This is a genomic window from Dyadobacter luteus (assembly GCF_003383615.1).
GTDB classification, from domain to species: domain Bacteria; phylum Bacteroidota; class Bacteroidia; order Cytophagales; family Spirosomataceae; genus Dyadobacter; species Dyadobacter luteus.
Map to the genome: position 1 here is coordinate 190,456 of NZ_QNUL01000002.1, position 17,477 is coordinate 207,932.

Consider the following 17,477-nt stretch of genomic DNA (forward strand, 5'->3'; position numbering starts at 1 on the left):
GATGCATGTCTTTTACCAGGATTTTCCGGAATAGGGATTCTGCCGGCTCTCATAACAAGCGGGTATCTGACTCAGTACAAGGGTTTCGGGTTCGCAGAGACAGAATCAGCGAAAAACTGTGAAGCAGGAAGAAATACTTTTGGAGATTGGAAGCAGGCGCACGCTCAGCGCTTGGCCTTGAGACGTGCGGAAGTTATCTGCAATAGCGGTAACAGCTCCGAAGATATACCGCAATCCCCGAAGCTGGAGTGATTCGCAGACTTTTGAACAGGAAAGTATCCAACGTCTGCGAATGGTTTAAATCAATAATTATTTAAATAATAATGGAGCCAACTGGTACAGACTGCGGCGCCATGTCTGGAACTCATGTGCAGTACCTTCAGACACGTATGAAACTGCGTTGTAACCGGCAGATTTCAGTGAAGCTGCCGCATTACGCACTCCGTCTGGTCTCTCCTTGCTACCTGCACTCAGAAATACCAGCGATGGTTTAGGTTTATCTTTCAGGTCCTGTGGAGCATATACACCGCCGCTTAAAAGCGCGTAATAACTAAACAGTTCAGGCTTGTTTAAGGTAATTGTGCGCGTTTCCATTCCGCCCATCGACAGACCTGCCATCGCGCGGCTGCGGCGTTCGGTTAGCGTACGGAAGGTAGCATCTACGTAAGGTATCAGCTCCTGGGTCAGCACAGTTTGAAAGGGCTCAATCTTAAATTCTCTGATTTTGCCCATCTTCACTTCGTTGGTCATTCCGTAGGTCATCACAATAATGAAGGGCTCAATTTTCCTTTCTGCAATCAGGTTGTCCATAATCAGGTTTGCCCGGCCCTGATTGCTCCACGCGGTCTCATCCTCTCCCCAGCCGTGCTGAAGGTAGAGCACAGGATAGCGCTTATCTGATTTATCATACCCTGGCGGTGTATAGACAAAAGCCCGGCGGGATGTATTGGTGCTTTTGGATGGAAACAAAACCTGCTGCACATGGCCATGAGGTACATCTTTGAGCTGGTAAAACTCTCTATCATGTGCCGGGATTTCAATGCCGCTTTCCCACCGGATCGAGCCGTAGTAATTCATCGCGCCAGGATCGTTGACAGTCGCTCCGTCCATCGTCAGGTGATAATAATGAAATCCTTCATCCATAGGGCCTTCAGTGGTACCCGTGAAGAATCCATCTGTGTCCTTGGTTAATCTTGTACCCCCTCTTCCCCCAAGGCCAAGGCTCACCTTTACGCTATCGGCTTGTGGCGCCTTGATACGGAAGCGGGCATAACCCTGAGAATTCACTTGTGGATACTGTTGTCCTGGCTGATTAAGCTCTGAAGGCTTGAAATCCTCTGTGATGGTCTGAGCCCATGCCGTTGAGACGGTCATAGATGCTGCTAAGATAATGGATAGGGCGTGAGTGTTCATCTAATTTTAAGATGCTGGTTATAGGTGAGTATTAAAAAAACTGTTATTCGGAGTCTATAACTTTATAAAAAGCAGGTTTTGGCCTATACTGACGATCAAATAGCAGCGGATAATTAGTTCTTCCTGCCACAGGCCAGCCGTTAAGCCAGCTTTGCCCGTCGTGGACTCCCCAGAACGTTACACGGGCGATTTTGTCTTTATGTTTTACGAATAATTTAAATAGTGCATCGTAATCTTCGGCCAGGCGCTGCTGTATACTATCCGGAAGACTTTCTTTGTAGGGATCAAGCGAGGGATCGCTGTTCATTCGCTGACTGATTTCTGCACCCTGAAAATTGCGTTTAAGTACTTCAATATCAAGTTCTGTGATCGCAACTTTGAGGCCCAAGGCAGCATATTGAAGGATACTTTCTTCGATATCTTTGATCGGTAGCTGTCCCAGATGCCAGTGTCCTTGTATACCCACGCCATCAATTTTTACTCCCGCCGCCTGAATTTTTTTTATAATTTCTATACAGCCTGCTCTTTTGGCGGGCTTTTCATTATTGTAATCATTGTAGTACAGGTCTGTGCCGGGTGTGGCAGCCTGAGCAAGGCGGAATGCCTCTATGATATAGTTTTCTCCTAACTTGTCATAAAACACGGATTTGCGCAGTGTGCCGTCTTCATTTAATGCCTCGTTGACAACATCCCAGGACTGAACCTTTCCGTAGTATCTGCCAGCCACAGTATTTATGTGATTGGACATAAAGAGTTTCAACGAGTCTGCAGTCTGCAAAGAGCGCACAAAGCGAGGCAGTTGGCTATGCCATATCAGCGTATGTGCATTTACGTTCATGTGATACTTCTTGCTGAATTCGATGAGCTGGTCGGCCTGCTCAAAGTTAAAACTGTTCCAGCGGGGCTGAAGGCTCTGCGCCTTCATTACGTTCTCAGGCGTTATTGCATTAAACTGAGTAGCCAGCAGCTGTGTTTCCATCGGAATACGTTCCTGAACTTGCCTGGCATTTACAGCCGTTCCGATCATAAAATCATCCCGGAAACGGTCTCTAAGTGTGTGGGCGCTGGGAGCTCGCTGCTGCTGGCCATGGACGGCACTCACAAGCAGATAGCTAAATATGTAAACTGCGAACGATCTATTTAAATGATTCAGCATAGGCGTTGTGGGATTACCGGGTTTGTTATTGGAACAATTGATGAAAAGCAGATACAATGGCCGCTCTGCTTGCCAGATAACCATGACTGCGATGCGTATGTATTGATTACGATCGTCAATGCCGGACCGACAGTAACTTCTAACGTGCTTATGTTTGATTGCAATTGCTAACGCGTGTCAAAAAAAGTGCCAGTAAGATTAAACTGACCAATAATGAATGGCACCGTAAAGCAAAGATCGTATTTTTTTTAAAATTCCAAGAAAAACTTTTAAAAATATTATTTTTAAGGGCTGTCCATGCGGAATACTTTGTTTATCATCGGACAGGTTCACTGACTCAGGGAATGTTAATAACTGATATGGATATACGTCTGTCTCGTCAGATTGGAACACCTGCCATGGGGTACAAGATAGTCAGCCTGAATGTAGCCGAATACGTATGGAATGAACATTTGTTCCATTGTTTTGAACATTTGAGCTAGTGCAGTTACGATTGACCAGATAAAAAGTGCGCGGAAGTATTTTTGCGTATACTGCAAATCGTCTGTCCGTGAGTTGGAGATGGTCCAGTCGAATTCCCTTAACCACACAAGATTGATTCGCTTGAAGAAGTGAGCCAGAATACATGAGTGTTGTTGCTCAGGTAGGTTTCTGTTAAAATGTCGCTCCTGTCTCTGATCACTGGAACTGCGTGGCTTCGAGGATATAGTTTGAAAATGTTATTGCAGGTAAACAGACATGTGGGTTGATCCATTTTAATAGATGACAGGCCGCTTAGTTACTAATTTTACATGGTATAATCACATCATTATAAAATCCTGTTTGACTGTGCAATTTGTTTGGATATTTGATCAGCAGTGCTAAATAATTATCCAAGTAACCCTTTTACTTTGCGTACATGATATTATGGTATATGTTATTCAGTGATTCATATTTATATCTATGGAAAAATTTTGCTATTCCGTTCGCTGGATTAGAAATCAGCTGCGTCTGACCGCATGCATGATTTGTTTTTTATGTATCTGCCCTCTGCCGAAACTAAGTGCCCAAAGTGTTATAGTGAATGGAATTATTAAAGAAATGACTGGCGAGTTACAGCGAGTGTCCGTTACGGATCAAAAAACTCAGTAAGGGGAAACACCATCTTGTGCGCACCTGAACGAACAATTGTATTTTTTATCATTACTTCTCAATTACCCGTAAGTAAATGGCATGAAGTGACAGGAGAAAAAACAATTGCGGATTATCATCACTTTTTTATAATGAGATGTAATCTTATACTATGCCTTGTAAGACAAGCCATTAAAGCATTTTTAGTGATGATTACTTCGCATAATTTCACTCCTTTAGTAAGTTCTCTTAATATTTCCATTAGTTACTCATTGCCTTTCAAAATAGCCATATCATATGCTATAATATTCTTATAAGCTTTCTCCATCTTCATAAAACACCTATGGAAGAAATAAAAGTACCCACGTTCAATAAAGCCAATGGGTTCGCCACAACAGGGCCCAGGTGAAAAAATGGCGAAAATCCGGGGTGTGAATACAAAATCTGAAATACTTTTAAGGAAAGCAGTCTGGGGCTTGGGTATCCGTTCCCGAAAAAATGATCCACGGCTACCTGGCTAGCGCCGTGCGTTATCATTGAACAGTCTCTGTTCTGGAGAGTATTTTTATCAGCCTTTGAATGCACGTCCAGCTTGGCACTATTGGGAGATGATTTTAGCAGTTTATTAGCTTCATAGACCGAAATTTCGGTCTATGAACGCCACGGTCCTGATCTGTTCATCAGAATTGCATCAGTTTTTCTGAAAAATTGAAATTGCTCTTTATGCCACACATTCCTAGACGACTTGATTAACACGCGGGATTTTTACAACAAGATAACCTAACAGGAAACTTGTTATAATACCTAGCGGTGCCACGATCAGGAATTTAACAGCGGGGTCTATTGCCCAGTCTTTGAGTAAAAGCGATAGTACCACCAGCACAAATGGATGTATAATGTAAACGGCGAAGGCGCAGCGCGACATTTTATCCATGAAGCGGGAGTGCACATTCAACTTATTTTTTCCAATTGCCAGCAAGGCTGCCATTATGGAAATACCTATGATCTGTTCCCAGAATGCATAAAGTAGTGCGGCCATATGCCACCCGCCCACAAACCATTCAAGTGGTTGTCCAAAGACAATTTTAAGAGAAAAAATAAGCGGAAAGCCGATGAAAACCATACAAAAAATAAAGATGGTCAGCTTTCGGTAATGCTGCCGGTCAATTTGCCGGATCCATTGGTTTTCTGCTGCAATCAATCCAAAAACAAACATCGCTATGTACTGCGGGAAATGTCCTGGCTGAAACCCCAGCGGTTGTAAAACCCAGCCCACCGCAAAAACAGTCCTGGTCAGAAAAGTGATGAGCCCAAGCACTGCAGCGAAAACCAGAATTTGTTGAAGCGATGGTAGTGGCAGGTCTTTAAAATCAGGTTTAGCGATTCTGGTCCAAACCAGGTAAAATAGAGTGAAAAGCAGCAGGGCGAGCACAAACCAGAGCACGCCAACATCGATCCACCCGTCATAACCTGAAAGAAACTGTGTAAATGAAATATCATGGTTTTGTCCATAGCGGTAAACCAGAAAATTCATAATTGTGGCCTGTATCAAAGAATAGTAAATCACTGGAATTCCTAATCTGAAAAATCGATCTTTGATGAAAACTGCGCTCCCTTTACGTTTTAGGGAACCGGGAATAAAGAGTGCGGAGAGAAAAAAGAAAAAGCCCATAAAAAAGGACTGATTAACGCTTACGGCCATTGTCATAGGAATGGTTGCGCCGGCCGACTGGGTTTTCTCAAAATAGTACCAGCCGCCGGGAGCGCCATAAGTTACAAGGGCATGGTGTACTATGACCAGTGCGGTGAGCAGCACTTTGAGATGATCGATGTAAAGGACTTTGCTGTTGGGATACTGGCCAGCGGAAGCTGACTGTGAAAAGGAAGGATGCATCAATTACGGGTTATGGCTAAATGTGCAAATTACAAAATGCCGGGCAAAGTCAAATATGATCAATTACAGATAGGGTGCAAAATAACGACAACGAAGAAAATGCCATTGCATTCTAACGATTAATTAGCATGTGTATTCAAGGTTTTTTATTACTTATCAGAAGGTAATTAGCTGCTGAAGCGCCGGTCAGTTTTGTGAACACATACCCCGGCGCTTACAGGATGATGGTTTTGCAGACGAGAAAAAGTAGATTTTAGTTTGGTTGCTGTCTTGTTTCGTTAAAGATATTGCGCAGGCCAGTTAAAGGATAGGTAAAAGGATTTGCCCTGGTTGGCGCACGGATACTCTGAGACCAGATCAGGTTTCGGTAAACGTAGTGATTACAATTGACGCGATGCTGTTATGGAATGAATTAAGGATGGGTCAGTCCTTATAGAGACGCGTAGAAAAACAGGGGTAGCATTACTCGTACCCCTGACAAAAACTACACTCCTCTGATCAGGTAAATAAAATCGTCTGTCTGATTGTTGGCAATGTGAGTGGGAGCAATGTGCTCAATCCATAGCCAACCTTCAACACTTGACGTGCTTCTCATTTCAGCTGTAAAATTCAAAGTAGCCGAAACGCCGGGACCTAGAATAACTCTGCCACCCCCATATCCGAATGGATTTGTGTAACTCGGTGAATCATCCCACATACAAGTCCCGCCGCCTGAACAACTCAAACTAGGTGAGTTGATCCGAAGCTGCCCGGTAACGGCGACGATAATCGGAAAGCTATTGGTATTACTGATATAAGCAGAAACTGCTTTAGAATAGCTTGTCAAAGAGCCGGTCATTTGATAGCCATACGGTGTGAAGTACCAAGTTGCCCCGCCAGAGCTGCGGGCTGATGATACAAGGTTTTGTTTCGCGTTGTTGGAGTCAATTGCCTGCCTTACAAACGCATTACCGGCATTATCGGCCTCGGATTTACTGATTTCCTGTTGTGACTGGCTTTCGATTCGATTGTCAGTACATGAGGTTACCATTGTCGCCAATAGTATCGCAGCTGAGAAAATTAGTTTTTCATAAAATAGTTTGATGAGTTTGTAGTTTATTTACTACATCAATATTATAAATAAATAATGGTATAATTACAAATAATGAAATGTTTTAAAACTTTCTGGAATATCTGGAATCATGTTTCAGGTTGTCGTTTCTCACTCTCGCCGGAATGTTACTACTTCCCACCCAGGCCCGGCACATTTAAAAAGTGACTGCGCGGGCAGCCTCGTTTTGCGCTATAGTATCTTCTACTTTTTGTACAAACCATTCGAAAGATGCACTGTCGAGTTTGGGTAGAAATGCCGCAAAACCTTGATTATTGAACGGACAAATTGTTAGATACAGGTGTGTATTTTCATAGCGGTATGCCGCTGCGGCCTGTTTTTCCGGTGCTACTGGCCAATGTCCTGCAGGAGCACATTTTCTGCTTAATTCTGTGCGCGTGCCTGCCCTGAGTTCGTCGTGAAAAAATATTATATACCTTCTGTCAGGTCTGTATCTGGCAATCTTTTGCTTCTTTTATCAACTTTACCCAGCCATAAATAGCCTAAAATTCCGGATACAATAGAAGCGATTAATATAGAAAATTTGGCTTCTGCCAATACCAATTCCATTCCTGAAAATGAAAGCAGAGCTATAAATATAGACATGGTAAAGCCTATCCCTCCAAGCATTCCTACACCAATGATGTGTAGCCATGATGCATGCTTGGGCATTTTGGCAATTCCTAACTTTACGGCAATCCAGGAAAAAATGGTAATTCCAAGAGGCTTTCCAATGACAAGGCCGGCGATAATTCCCATACCCAACACGGTAGTCAACCCCAGCAGCATGATCGGTTCAAAATGAATATTGGTATTTGCAAGTGCAAATATGGGCATAATCAGAAAATTGACCGGGTTGACCAGGATATGCTCAAGTTTTTCCAGCGGGGATTCGGTCGCGTCCGGAGTAGTCGGTATAGCAAACGCAGTTAACACCCCCGCAATGGTTGCATGCACCCCCGAATGATGCACAAAATACCATATAAAAAGGCCGGGAATCAGGTATGCAGCCAGATTTTTTACTTTCAATTTATTAAGCAGAAGCAAAAAGCCAAAAATGCCGGACGCATAAAATAAATATGTAAAATGAATGTCAGTGGAGTAAAATAAGGCAATCACTAAAATCGCCATCAGATCGTCAACGATGGCCAGTGCAGAAAGAAATATTTTCAGCGACGACGGTACGCGTTTTCCCAGCATCGAAATCACGGCAATCGCAAAAGCGATATCCGTTGCCATAGGTATACCCCAGCCGCCGGCTGTCTGAGAGCCGTAATTAAATGAGAAGTATATCAGTGCGGGAGCCATCACACCTCCAATCGCTGCCAGTATGGGCAATGACGCTTTTTTGAAAGATGAGAGTTCTCCCTCTACCATTTCCCGCTTGATTTCCAGTCCCACTAAAAGGAAGAAAATGGCCATCAACCCATCATTAATCCAAAGTATGATAGGGTAACGCAGGTGAATGCCCGCAAAGTTTGCACCGAGCTCAGTTGCGAGAATTGCTTCTAAGCCGGGCCCTAAGCCTGTGTTTGCAATGATTAAGGATGTGATCACACAAAAAATGAGAATAATACCACCAATAGATGTGGATCTGAAGAATTGCTTGAAAGACCGGAGGTTGATTAGTTGTGCCATAGCCGTAAAACTAGTCACTAATGCCGGAATTAGCATCCCAAAGTGATAAGTAAACCGTGTCCGGATACAGAGCCTCTTGCTGTAGTAACATTTGCAGGGCAAATACTTGTCGTGCATAATGGGATTGGTGCTGGTTGTATGCGGCTGTCTGGTGCCGCTGCGCAGGGCATATAAGCTGATTGGAAATCAACAAAAGGTGCTTTGGCCTGTATCGTTTCTAATTTTGCCTGTACTGATAGACATACTGATTGTATAGGGAGTAATGAACACGGTGATGAAACTAGGAATAATGAGCAACTACTGGATTTTGGGCTCTCCTAAAATAGTCAGCATCTGGACCGCCTGCGTGAGGATACTGTTTCTTCTTGACATAAAACAACTGTATGCATTAAATGCCCCTGCCAGCTAAATAAACAGACTCGAATTGATTGGCAGTTGGCAGGAAACGTTTTGCTAGGCGTAGGCAATTTCAGAATTGTTTTGTGCGTACAAGTGAAGACTGGTAGTGCCTGGAAAGATAGTAATAAATCACGAGTTCTTGCAGGTGGGGTTCGGCTTCAAAAAAGCCACATGCAGGTCATATGGATATAGCTTAAATGCAGATCTTTTACAGTGTCCGGATCCGGTATTTGTTGTTTTAAAGCAAGCTTATTCACCTCTGAGCGCCAATCATAACAGTCTACAGCCTTTTTTATATATTGACTGTGTCCTGGCCTGCTCGGATTGGCTACATACATGGCAGAACAGCGCACAAAAGAAATCGGTATACGAAAAGTTCTTGGAGCGATACGTTAATTGCAACGTGCTGACCAGATAATTATGTGAGTGCTGTTCTTAGTATTTGAGCATCTTCGAATCGGTTAGGCGTGGTCATAATTGTGACAGGCTAATTTTTTTTTCTTTGAACTGACACTTTCATCACAAACGCATGTTGGGAAAGCACTGTTTACACGTAACATAACCTCATCTGATTAGTAACCATAACAAAATTAGCCCGGCACGCTGTCGTGGGTGAATTTCAGAATTGCTTTGCAATATTTTAACAGAGATATTTTGCCAGTCTGATTCATCCAAACATAGGTTTTGAGAGAATGTAAAGGCTCTATAGCAACAGATTGATTTCACCGATCAACTAATAGTGTAGTTTGTGAACCAGTAAATAAGTTATATATTTAACTTGTAATCATTAAGACACGACATAAACTCATTGTCCGATTTAAACTCACGTTGGCTATGATACAAAATTACATCACAGTTGCCTGGCGTAATCTGTTGAAGAATAAGGCAATTTCATTCATTATGATATTTGGGTTAGCTGCTAGTATAACTACCTTTCTCCTGATCACGCAATATGTATTCTCTGAGTTTAGCTATGATGAATTCCATACCGGCGCAGATAACATCTATCGTATCCGACTCGATGATTATAAGCAGGGCATTCTTACCAGCAGCAGCACGGTCAGCTATCACGCGGAAGCTCCGGCCATAAAAGAGACCTTTCCTGAGGTTGAGAATTTTGTTCGGCTGCACCGGGCAGATGGTATGATCAGTTACCGGAAACCATCGGGAGAATTGGTCAGCCATCATGAGAAAAAGGCATTTTATGCGGACTCTTCTTTATTTGATGTATTTTCATTCCCGTTGCTAAAAGGTGCTGCCAATCAGGTGCTGCGTCGGCCTGAGTCCGTTGTGATTTCAGAAACGATGGCCCGTAAGTATTTTGGTCGGCATAATCCGATTGGCAAAACGCTTTCTTTAAGTTCAGACTGGCAGGGAGGTGACTACATCGTGGAGGGGGTGTTTGCTGATATTCCAGTGAATAGTCATATCCATTTCGATTTTGTTTTTGCCATCCAGAATCTGCTTAAAAATCAGCAGTTTGCCACCGGAGGCTGGTACTGGGCTAATTTCTATACGTATCTGCTACTTAAACCAGGTACCTTGCCAAAAGCATTGGAGAGTCGGCTGTCTGGGGTAATAGAAAAGCATATTGGTAAACAACTGAGAAAATATAATGTCAGGCAAACTTTCGCTTTACAACCCCTGCGTTCCATTCACCTTTACTCTCAAACGGCATCAGAAATCGAACCAAACGGCAAAATTGGAATCGTTTATGTGCTTATTCTGGTTGCTTTTCTGATTTTAGCCATAGGCTGGCTTAATTTTATAAACCTATCCACGGCCAGAGGTATTGAACGAGCTAAGGAAGTAGGTCTCCGCAAGGCACTGGGCTGTGAAAAAAGACAACTGATGCAGCAATTCTTTCTTGAGTCTCTCGGTTTTAACTTGTTATCTGTGTGCATCGGAATTGGTCTGTTTTCACTCGTGCTGGTAATCTTTTCTGACTGGATTCAGACTACCGGTAGCTTTTCGATGCTTGTGAATCCCTTATTTTGGATCGTATCCTTAACTGTAATTTTTTCCGGTTTTTTGCTTTCTGCACTTTACCCTGCTTTTGTCCTTTCCTCGTTTAAACCGATTGCAATTTTAAAAGGGTATTTACCTAAGCAAACTGGAGGTGAATCTTTCCGTAAATCCTTAGTAGTATTTCAATTTACAGCTTCGATTTTCCTGATTATTGCTACACTGGTCATTAATCAACAGCTTACTTTTATGCAGCAGCAAGATCTGGGAATGAATATCAACCAGCAGCTTATAGTTAAAGCTCCCAAAATATTACGAACAGACAGCTTTACCAATGACATTCGCTCTTTTAAAGACCGGATGTTATCGCATACCGATATCCGCCACGTAACTGCTTCCTCCGAAGTTCCGGGGCAGGAAATTTTCTGGACAGCAGAATGGCAACGATTCCATCAGGCTACCACCGATTTTAAACTGTGCAATATGTTAGCTGTTGATGAAGATTTTATACCGACATATAACATAAAGCTGCTGGCGGGACGAAATTTTAGCAAGGATTTATCACTTGATAACGAATCTGTTATTATTAACACAAGTGCCTTGAAGGCTTTTGGCTTTGCATCCGCTGAACAGGCAATCAATCAGGAAATTGGCGACGTGATACCTAAGAAGATTGTCGGCGTCGTCAATGACTTCCATCAGCAATCCCTAAAAACAGCAAATCGTCCAATTATTTTTCAGCATATCCCCTGGAATGGTAGCTTTTTGACGATTGGATTACGGAGCAATCATCCGGGGCAATCAATCGCAATGCTTCAAAAAGACTATCAGGAAGCATTTCCCGGTAATGCATTTGAATTTTTTTTCCTGGATGATCATTTTCAAAGGCAGTACGAATCGGATGAACGGGTAGCCGATCTGTTTAGTTGGTTTGCGGTAGTAGCAATTAGTATTGCCTGCTCAGGTCTATTGGGTTTGGCGATGTTCACGGCAAAAAATCGTACAAAGGAAATTGGTATCCGAAAAGTGGTGGGAGCCAGCATTGGCAGCGTCGTCATGCTCTTGTCAAGGGATTTTCTCAGGCCGGTAGGTCTGGCTATTCTGTTAGCTTCGCCTCTTGCCTGGTACGCTATGACCTGGTGGCTACAGGACTTCGCGTATAAAACTGACATCAAGTTATGGATATTTTTGGTAGCAGGTGTGCTGGCAGCAGGAATTGCGCTGGTAACTGTAAGTTTTCACAGTGTCAAAGCAGCTTTGACGAACCCCGTGAAGAGCCTACGAGGGGAATAAGTTCAGAGTTTTACTTACGTTTCCTGCTTTAAATGGCTAGGTCCGTTTAAAAAAGGCAGGATTTCGGATTGGCACATCATCTCAGTAATCCTTAATTAATGAGCAAAAACATCTAAACTTCGAATTGATAAATATGAATGATTTGCGGCCTGTTACGGAGAGCCCTGGGTTGGTAAATCCCTGGCTGCAGCTCATACCAAATGGCTGATGGAATTAATCTCTGAGGATCCTGTCAGTGGTAAATCGTTTGAGAAATCAGCAACGTAACAGCGTAGGTCTGCGTACCTGATTAACGGGAATCCCTGGTTACAATAGATTTAAACGCTCATGGTGAAAATTGATTACCTTCCTTCATGCCTGATTTTGTTAATAATGGCGGCATGTAATTCTGACAAAGATACCAGTCAAAGATCCGTGGACAGTACAATGGTTTACCAGGTAGGATACCGAGCTATGTCATTTATTGACAGTTCGAGAACTTACAGACCAGGTGTAGAGCAAAGCGACCCATTGTACTTTCGACCGATCGATATTGATCTCTGGTACCCGGCGCAACCGGGTGAATCGGATTCAACGCTGAAATTCAGGTATTTTCTACAATTGTTGCAAGACAGGGCTAATTTTTACGCTGCTCCTCAGAAGTTTGATAGCTTACCCATAACTTTTGCTAAGTCATTTTGCGATGGCTTTGGCTGTTCTCAACCGGCTCTTCTTTTGAAAAGCCCTACCCATACATACAATCAGGCTAAGCCAGTATCCCGTCAATTCCCTCTCCTCTTATACTTCGCAAGTTTCGGTTCGATGGGTTACGAGAACTACCTGCTTTTTGAATCTCTCGTTAGCCAGGGCTATATCATTGCCTGCGTTAACTCAATTGGACGTTATCCTGGTGATATGACGATGAAAAATGCAGACCTGATGGAGCAGGTCAGGGATGCTGATCAAATTGTAAACCGCTTGAAACTCATGGCTGGGATAGATACAACAAAAATTGGTGTATTAGGTTACAGTTGGGGGGGATTTGCCGGCGTCATCTGGGCCATGCAATCGCAAGGCGTTGATGCTATCGTATCATTAGATGGTTCTGAGGTCCACCATTATGGTTATTCAATATCAGAGGATCAGGATTTTGAATATACTGTCAATACCCCATTCTTCAAAAAGACCGGTTTGTCTGTGCCTTACCTGCGATTAGAGAGTAACCCTGAAGCCAAGATATCTAAGAAAGATTCTACGTATAACTTTTTAAGGAAAGTCAAAACAACAAAGCAGGTCGTAAAAATTGATTCTGCAGGGCATCAGGATTTTTCTTCATTTCCAACTATTGTCAGATTATCGGGAAAATGCCCCGCTCCGAAAGTGTACCACACCATTACTGCCCATACCATATCACACTTTAACAGATATCTTAAAACCGATGCTATGAAATAGACAGTAGCTTTTAGCCATTGGGGATTGCAGGGCGGCCCATGCCGTCAGTCTGTTAAATTTTTTAGTTAATACTTTAATCCGTCTTGCTGTTTGGTCATTGCAAAGATGGAACGATCTCCATTCTTGTCAATTAGCTCCTGATGTAAATGGCTTTTGCCGGCAAAACGGCACCTATTTTACCAGAACCAGATATTCCAGCTCAGGGTTATTGAGCATGTCTGCAATCTCTGAATCGATAATGTCCTGCACATCCTGACGGATCTGATCGAAGTTTCGCTGTACGATTGCGTTGTCAAGGTTTCTGATCAAAGGTATTTCCTGGTATGAGGCCTCCTGCTTTTTGATCTGGTTGTGTTCATTGAGGATTTCACAGTGGAAAGCCTTCAGATCAACCTTCTTATCCGGATTATCAGATACAAGCCCGATAAATTCCCCCGAGCTGAGTGTATTTATTTTTGAAGCCGGCAAGGCAGCATCCAGTTGTTTGGAGCGGCTTACAGAGGTGTCTGTCCTGTTAATCGAAAAGCTTGTCCGGTCCTGCATGATCCTGCCTACACGCTCAGAGAGCTGTTTGGCCGTATCGCCGGATACCTGACCGCTGATGATGTTTCCGGTAATGTTCATAATCACATCAGCCTGCTCACGGCCATATTCCTTTCGGAGCTGGCTCAGGTCCTGAAGGCCCAGTGTTGTCGCTACCTTATTGCTGCGGGCGGTTGCCATCAGACTATCTACATGATTGAGATAGATGGTCGGGAATTCATCAAAAACCAGGCTGCTTTTCAGTCTGCCTTTTTTGTTTACAAGTTTGATCAGCCTTGTGACATAGAGCGAAAGCACCGCTCCGTAGGTCAGTAATTTCTGAGGATTGTTGCCCATACATACAATCTTGGGCTCATCAGGGTCATTGATTTCAAGGCTGAAGTCATTTCCGGACAATACATAATACAAAGATGGGGAGGAGAGCCTCGCCATTGATATCTGAGCAGTAGCAATCTGGCCCTCAAGCTGCTGCGTGGCATCGTTTATAAATGCAGAAACAAACGGGCTGATCAGCGTCTGAATCTCAGGCTCAGCACGAAGGACAGTAAATAATTTATCCTGTTGTACCTGCATCAGCTCAATGACATGCGGCAGTGTACAGAACTCGCCATTCTGATATTTTCGCAGATACCAGATGATAGCAGTCAGAAAATTAATAGGTGATTCAACAAAAAAATCGCCCTGCCGCCTGATCCATTCCTTATTCAGGCCCATCAGGATCGTTCTTGCGGACTCGGCAGCATCTGTGATGTCGGAAAGACCGGAAGGTTCTATTGGATTGCATCTGTGAGAGCGGGCAAGGTCGTCGAAGTTGATCACATAGAACTTTGGTGCAACTTTGTATTGATGCTTGTTTTTAAGAAAGTTGTTATAAGTTATTTTAGTCAGATCGTCGAATTTAAAGTCATAGACAAACATACTGAATCCTTTCTGCAGGTGCTGGGCGATAATGTGCCGGATCACAAAGTAGGTTTTTCCCGAGCCGGGAGATCCCAATACCAAAATACCACGGAAAGGGTTGATGAAATTAATCCAGCTAAAGCGCAGTTTGCCTTTCAGGCGGTAACGTGCCGGAAGGTTAACGGAATATTCGTTTTCGATCAGCTCTTCATTCTGAGGGAAGCTTTCATTGTCACGGTTAAAAATATCATGGCCAGTGATTTTCAGCCGGATGACCCGTGAAAGCATTGTGCCTCCTGTCAGCACCAGCATATAGCCTATACTGCATAAGGCAAAATACACGCAGCTTATGGTCTGGTTATTGGCGTTTACAGTCAGGATCCACTGAGAAGGAAAGTAAAAAAGTAGTCCAATAGCGGCATATTTGAGGGCTGTTGCTGTGCTGAGTTTTTCTTCTTTTTTGCCTTTTGCACCAAGCAGAGATATGCCAAGAAAACCAAGTGCAAGGACTTTGGTTTTAAAAAATGAGCTGAACAGGCCTGTCTTTATTACATTTTCAATGATCCGGTCACTGAACCGTGAGACAAGGCCCCAGCCTGCAAACACTGTATAGCAGTAATAATAAAAGTGCAAGCCTAAAAGCACCAGACTGATCATTCGAGTCATGTCCAGGATCCGCCTTAGTGCCTGATCATTTTCTCCGGTATTTGATGCCATGATGTTACAGGTTCAGAGTTGCTGGGAAAGTTTTTTCTGTTTTCTTTTTCTGGTCTTTCTGAGCTGCCAGGGCAGATAGCCGTTTTCACGCACCGGTGCAAAGAGAAGATCAAGATTTTCATCAGCGTTGACCGCTTCTGCCGGGTTGTTCAGACTGACGGGGTCCGGCGGTCCGGCGGAGGCATTTCTGGTCCGGTTGTAATGGTGACCATAGCCTTTGTGATGCGATGGTATGTGCTGTCTGGAGTGGTCCTGAACTGTGTTTCCTGTGCACCGCTCCAGGATAGCACTGACCGTGTACTGATGTCCCAGGTCATTTGAGTCAAATACGGATTTTGTCTTGAAATCAACGAAGATGATCTCAGTGATCTGCGCCTGTTTATTCTGCCGGACGACGGTTTTGATTGCTTCTTTTTCCAGTGAGGATGTAAAGCTGCGAAGTGATCCGTCACTGACTCTGAGAAGCCTGAGATCAACTAAGCTGCGGAGCCTTGGCACGTGGGCCAGTCTTGCCTGACGGTTGATCTCAAAACGTTTTTCAAGATATTTCAGCGTGGGCTTGCCAGGCAGGATGCTGGCTTTTACAGGAGCGCCGGTCCTGTTTCCGTAAGTGTCCAGAATCCTGTAGACCAACCCCCTCCTTTTATAGGTCTGAGAGTTTTCAGTACCTTGGTCGGCGGTAATATTGTACTGCCTGAGCAAGGCATTCAGTTCAGAAAGAGATGTGTATCTGTACACCGGTAAGATCGCATTCAGAACGGTGGCAATGGCTGCGACAGTCTGGTCTTTTCCGTATTCTACCCTTTGTGCATGCTGCTGATTTATCTTATGTGTGCTCCCCTGGGCAGTCAGAAGCCCGAAGGACTGTTCAATTTGTTTTCTTGCTTTTTCAGATTGGTTGCGGCCAATGTTGAGAATATCAATTCTTTCACCATTGTGTCTGACAATACTTGACACAATGTGCAGATGCGGATGGGCCGCATCATGGTGCTGATATACCAGATAAGGCTGTTGATCAAAGCCGATCTGTCTCATATAGCTTTCGGCGATCGCAGTCAGTGAAGTTTTCGGCAGCTTCTCGGACGGGTGAAAATTCAGTGTGATATGAATGCTGTTTGTTTTCACATTCTGGTTCATTGCTGCTATTTTCAAAAGCATGTTCAGTCTGTGGCCCGCTGTCATCTGATGTGCATCGCAGGGGTAGTTGGCAGCCATCAGGCATTCAGCAGTTCCGAGTTCAATTTTCTTCTCGTTGTAATAAACAGCTGCCTTGATCGAGCGCGAGGTTTTGATTACTGCAACCATTTTCTGCCGGTTTGTGAGATATACTCGTGGATGGTCCTGATCTGATCAAGCATGATTTTTCGGTCTGACTCATAGTCTGATATCCATGCCGGTAGCTGATCGGGCCCATTGATGTGGTGCAGCTTTTCAAAAGCCTTCTCAAAGCGGTCAGCTACCGTGTTCAGCCGGTTTCTGAGCTGTATCAGTTCGACCATCATCTCGTCAAGGGATGCGTTTCTGTGGTTGAAAGTTACCGGCTGGTCAAGCAGGATTTTTCTGCCGTATTCACTGAATTTGCGGCAGGTCGAGTTTTTAAAACGTTTTTCAATAATTTCAAACTCATGTCTGGTGAAACGCATGAATACGGCCTTGTTTCGCGGATCTTTTTTCTCGTTCATCACAGTATCAGTTTATAGCCAGATATGATTACCTTCCTTTGTTGCGCTTCGGCCTGCCCGCGGAGTCCGGTATGATCATATGCGGCTTAAGCCAGCAGGATGCGAAAGCCGCTGACGCATTGTGAAAATACAGAACATGTACCGTTTTGACCCTTCCTAAGGTAATTTCGGGTAGGTTAACCGGGATGAATGCCTGCGCCTGATTTAGCTTCTATTTCGACTTCACCAGCATACAGCACCGGATAC

The 17,477-nt window shown here is 43.8% G+C and carries 12 protein-coding genes; 3 read left to right on the forward strand and 9 right to left on the reverse strand.

From position 1 onward, the window contains the following. Positions 1-309 precede the first annotated feature (309 nt). From DSL64_RS03650 to DSL64_RS28810, 3 genes are all read right to left on the reverse strand, one after another. The gene (locus DSL64_RS03650; RefSeq protein ID WP_374755821.1) at positions 310-1,374 is read right to left on the reverse strand and encodes an alpha/beta hydrolase-fold protein; all 1,065 of its coding nucleotides are present in this window, start codon (positions 1,372-1,374) and stop codon (positions 310-312) included. An 82-nt stretch (positions 1,375-1,456) separates the two neighbouring features. Next, entirely contained in the window at positions 1,457-2,653 is a 1,197-nt protein-coding gene (locus tag DSL64_RS03655) for an endo-1,4-beta-xylanase (RefSeq protein ID WP_229216944.1), read from the reverse strand. Between the two features lie 263 nt (positions 2,654-2,916). Next, the gene (locus DSL64_RS28810) at positions 2,917-3,159 is read right to left on the reverse strand and encodes a hypothetical protein (protein WP_147300325.1); all 243 of its coding nucleotides are present in this window, start codon (positions 3,157-3,159) and stop codon (positions 2,917-2,919) included. 933 nt (positions 3,160-4,092) lie between these two features. Between DSL64_RS28810 and DSL64_RS29505 the strand changes: the two genes are divergently transcribed. Next, positions 4,093-4,200, forward strand: a complete 108-nt coding sequence (locus DSL64_RS29505; RefSeq protein ID WP_199539323.1) for a PDDEXK family nuclease — start codon at positions 4,093-4,095, stop codon at positions 4,198-4,200. 215 nt (positions 4,201-4,415) lie between these two features. On the opposite strand, the gene DSL64_RS03675 is transcribed toward DSL64_RS29505, so the two are convergent. From DSL64_RS03675 to nhaA, 3 genes are all read right to left on the reverse strand, one after another. Further along, on the reverse strand, positions 4,416-5,573 hold the full coding sequence (locus DSL64_RS03675) for an acyltransferase family protein (RefSeq protein WP_115829302.1): 1,158 nt from the start codon (positions 5,571-5,573) through the stop codon (positions 4,416-4,418). Between the two features lie 484 nt (positions 5,574-6,057). After that, positions 6,058-6,603, reverse strand: a complete 546-nt coding sequence (locus DSL64_RS03680) for a hypothetical protein (RefSeq protein WP_115829303.1) — start codon at positions 6,601-6,603, stop codon at positions 6,058-6,060. Between the two features lie 489 nt (positions 6,604-7,092). Next, entirely contained in the window at positions 7,093-8,301 is a 1,209-nt protein-coding gene (gene nhaA, locus DSL64_RS03685; protein ID WP_115829304.1) for a Na+/H+ antiporter NhaA, read from the reverse strand. Between the two features lie 1,233 nt (positions 8,302-9,534). Here nhaA and DSL64_RS03695 point away from each other — a divergent pair. Together DSL64_RS03695 and DSL64_RS03700 are read left to right on the forward strand one after the other, a co-directional pair. Next, positions 9,535-11,958 carry an ABC transporter permease gene (locus DSL64_RS03695; RefSeq protein ID WP_115829306.1) on the forward strand — a complete coding sequence of 808 codons (2,424 nt, stop codon included), beginning with the start codon at positions 9,535-9,537 and terminating at the stop codon, positions 11,956-11,958. Positions 11,959-12,285: 327 nt separating this feature from the next. Then, a complete protein-coding gene (locus DSL64_RS03700; RefSeq protein ID WP_115829307.1) occupies positions 12,286-13,389 on the forward strand; it encodes an alpha/beta hydrolase in 1,104 nt (367 codons plus the stop codon). A gap of 171 nt (positions 13,390-13,560) precedes the next feature. Here DSL64_RS03700 and mobC read toward each other — a convergent pair whose 3' ends face one another. The 3 genes from mobC to DSL64_RS03715 are packed head-to-tail and all read right to left on the reverse strand — an operon-like array spanning position 13,561 to position 17,231. Beyond that, entirely contained in the window at positions 13,561-15,549 is a 1,989-nt protein-coding gene (gene mobC, locus DSL64_RS03705; protein WP_115829308.1) for a conjugal transfer protein MobC, read from the reverse strand. A gap of 12 nt (positions 15,550-15,561) precedes the next feature. Next, on the reverse strand, positions 15,562-16,854 hold the full coding sequence (locus tag DSL64_RS03710) for a relaxase/mobilization nuclease domain-containing protein (protein ID WP_115829309.1): 1,293 nt from the start codon (positions 16,852-16,854) through the stop codon (positions 15,562-15,564). Next, a complete protein-coding gene (locus tag DSL64_RS03715) occupies positions 16,842-17,231 on the reverse strand; it encodes a plasmid mobilization protein (protein ID WP_115829310.1) in 390 nt (129 codons plus the stop codon). Before DSL64_RS03715 ends, DSL64_RS03710 begins: the two co-directional genes overlap by 13 nt. Positions 17,232-17,477 lie beyond the last annotated feature (246 nt).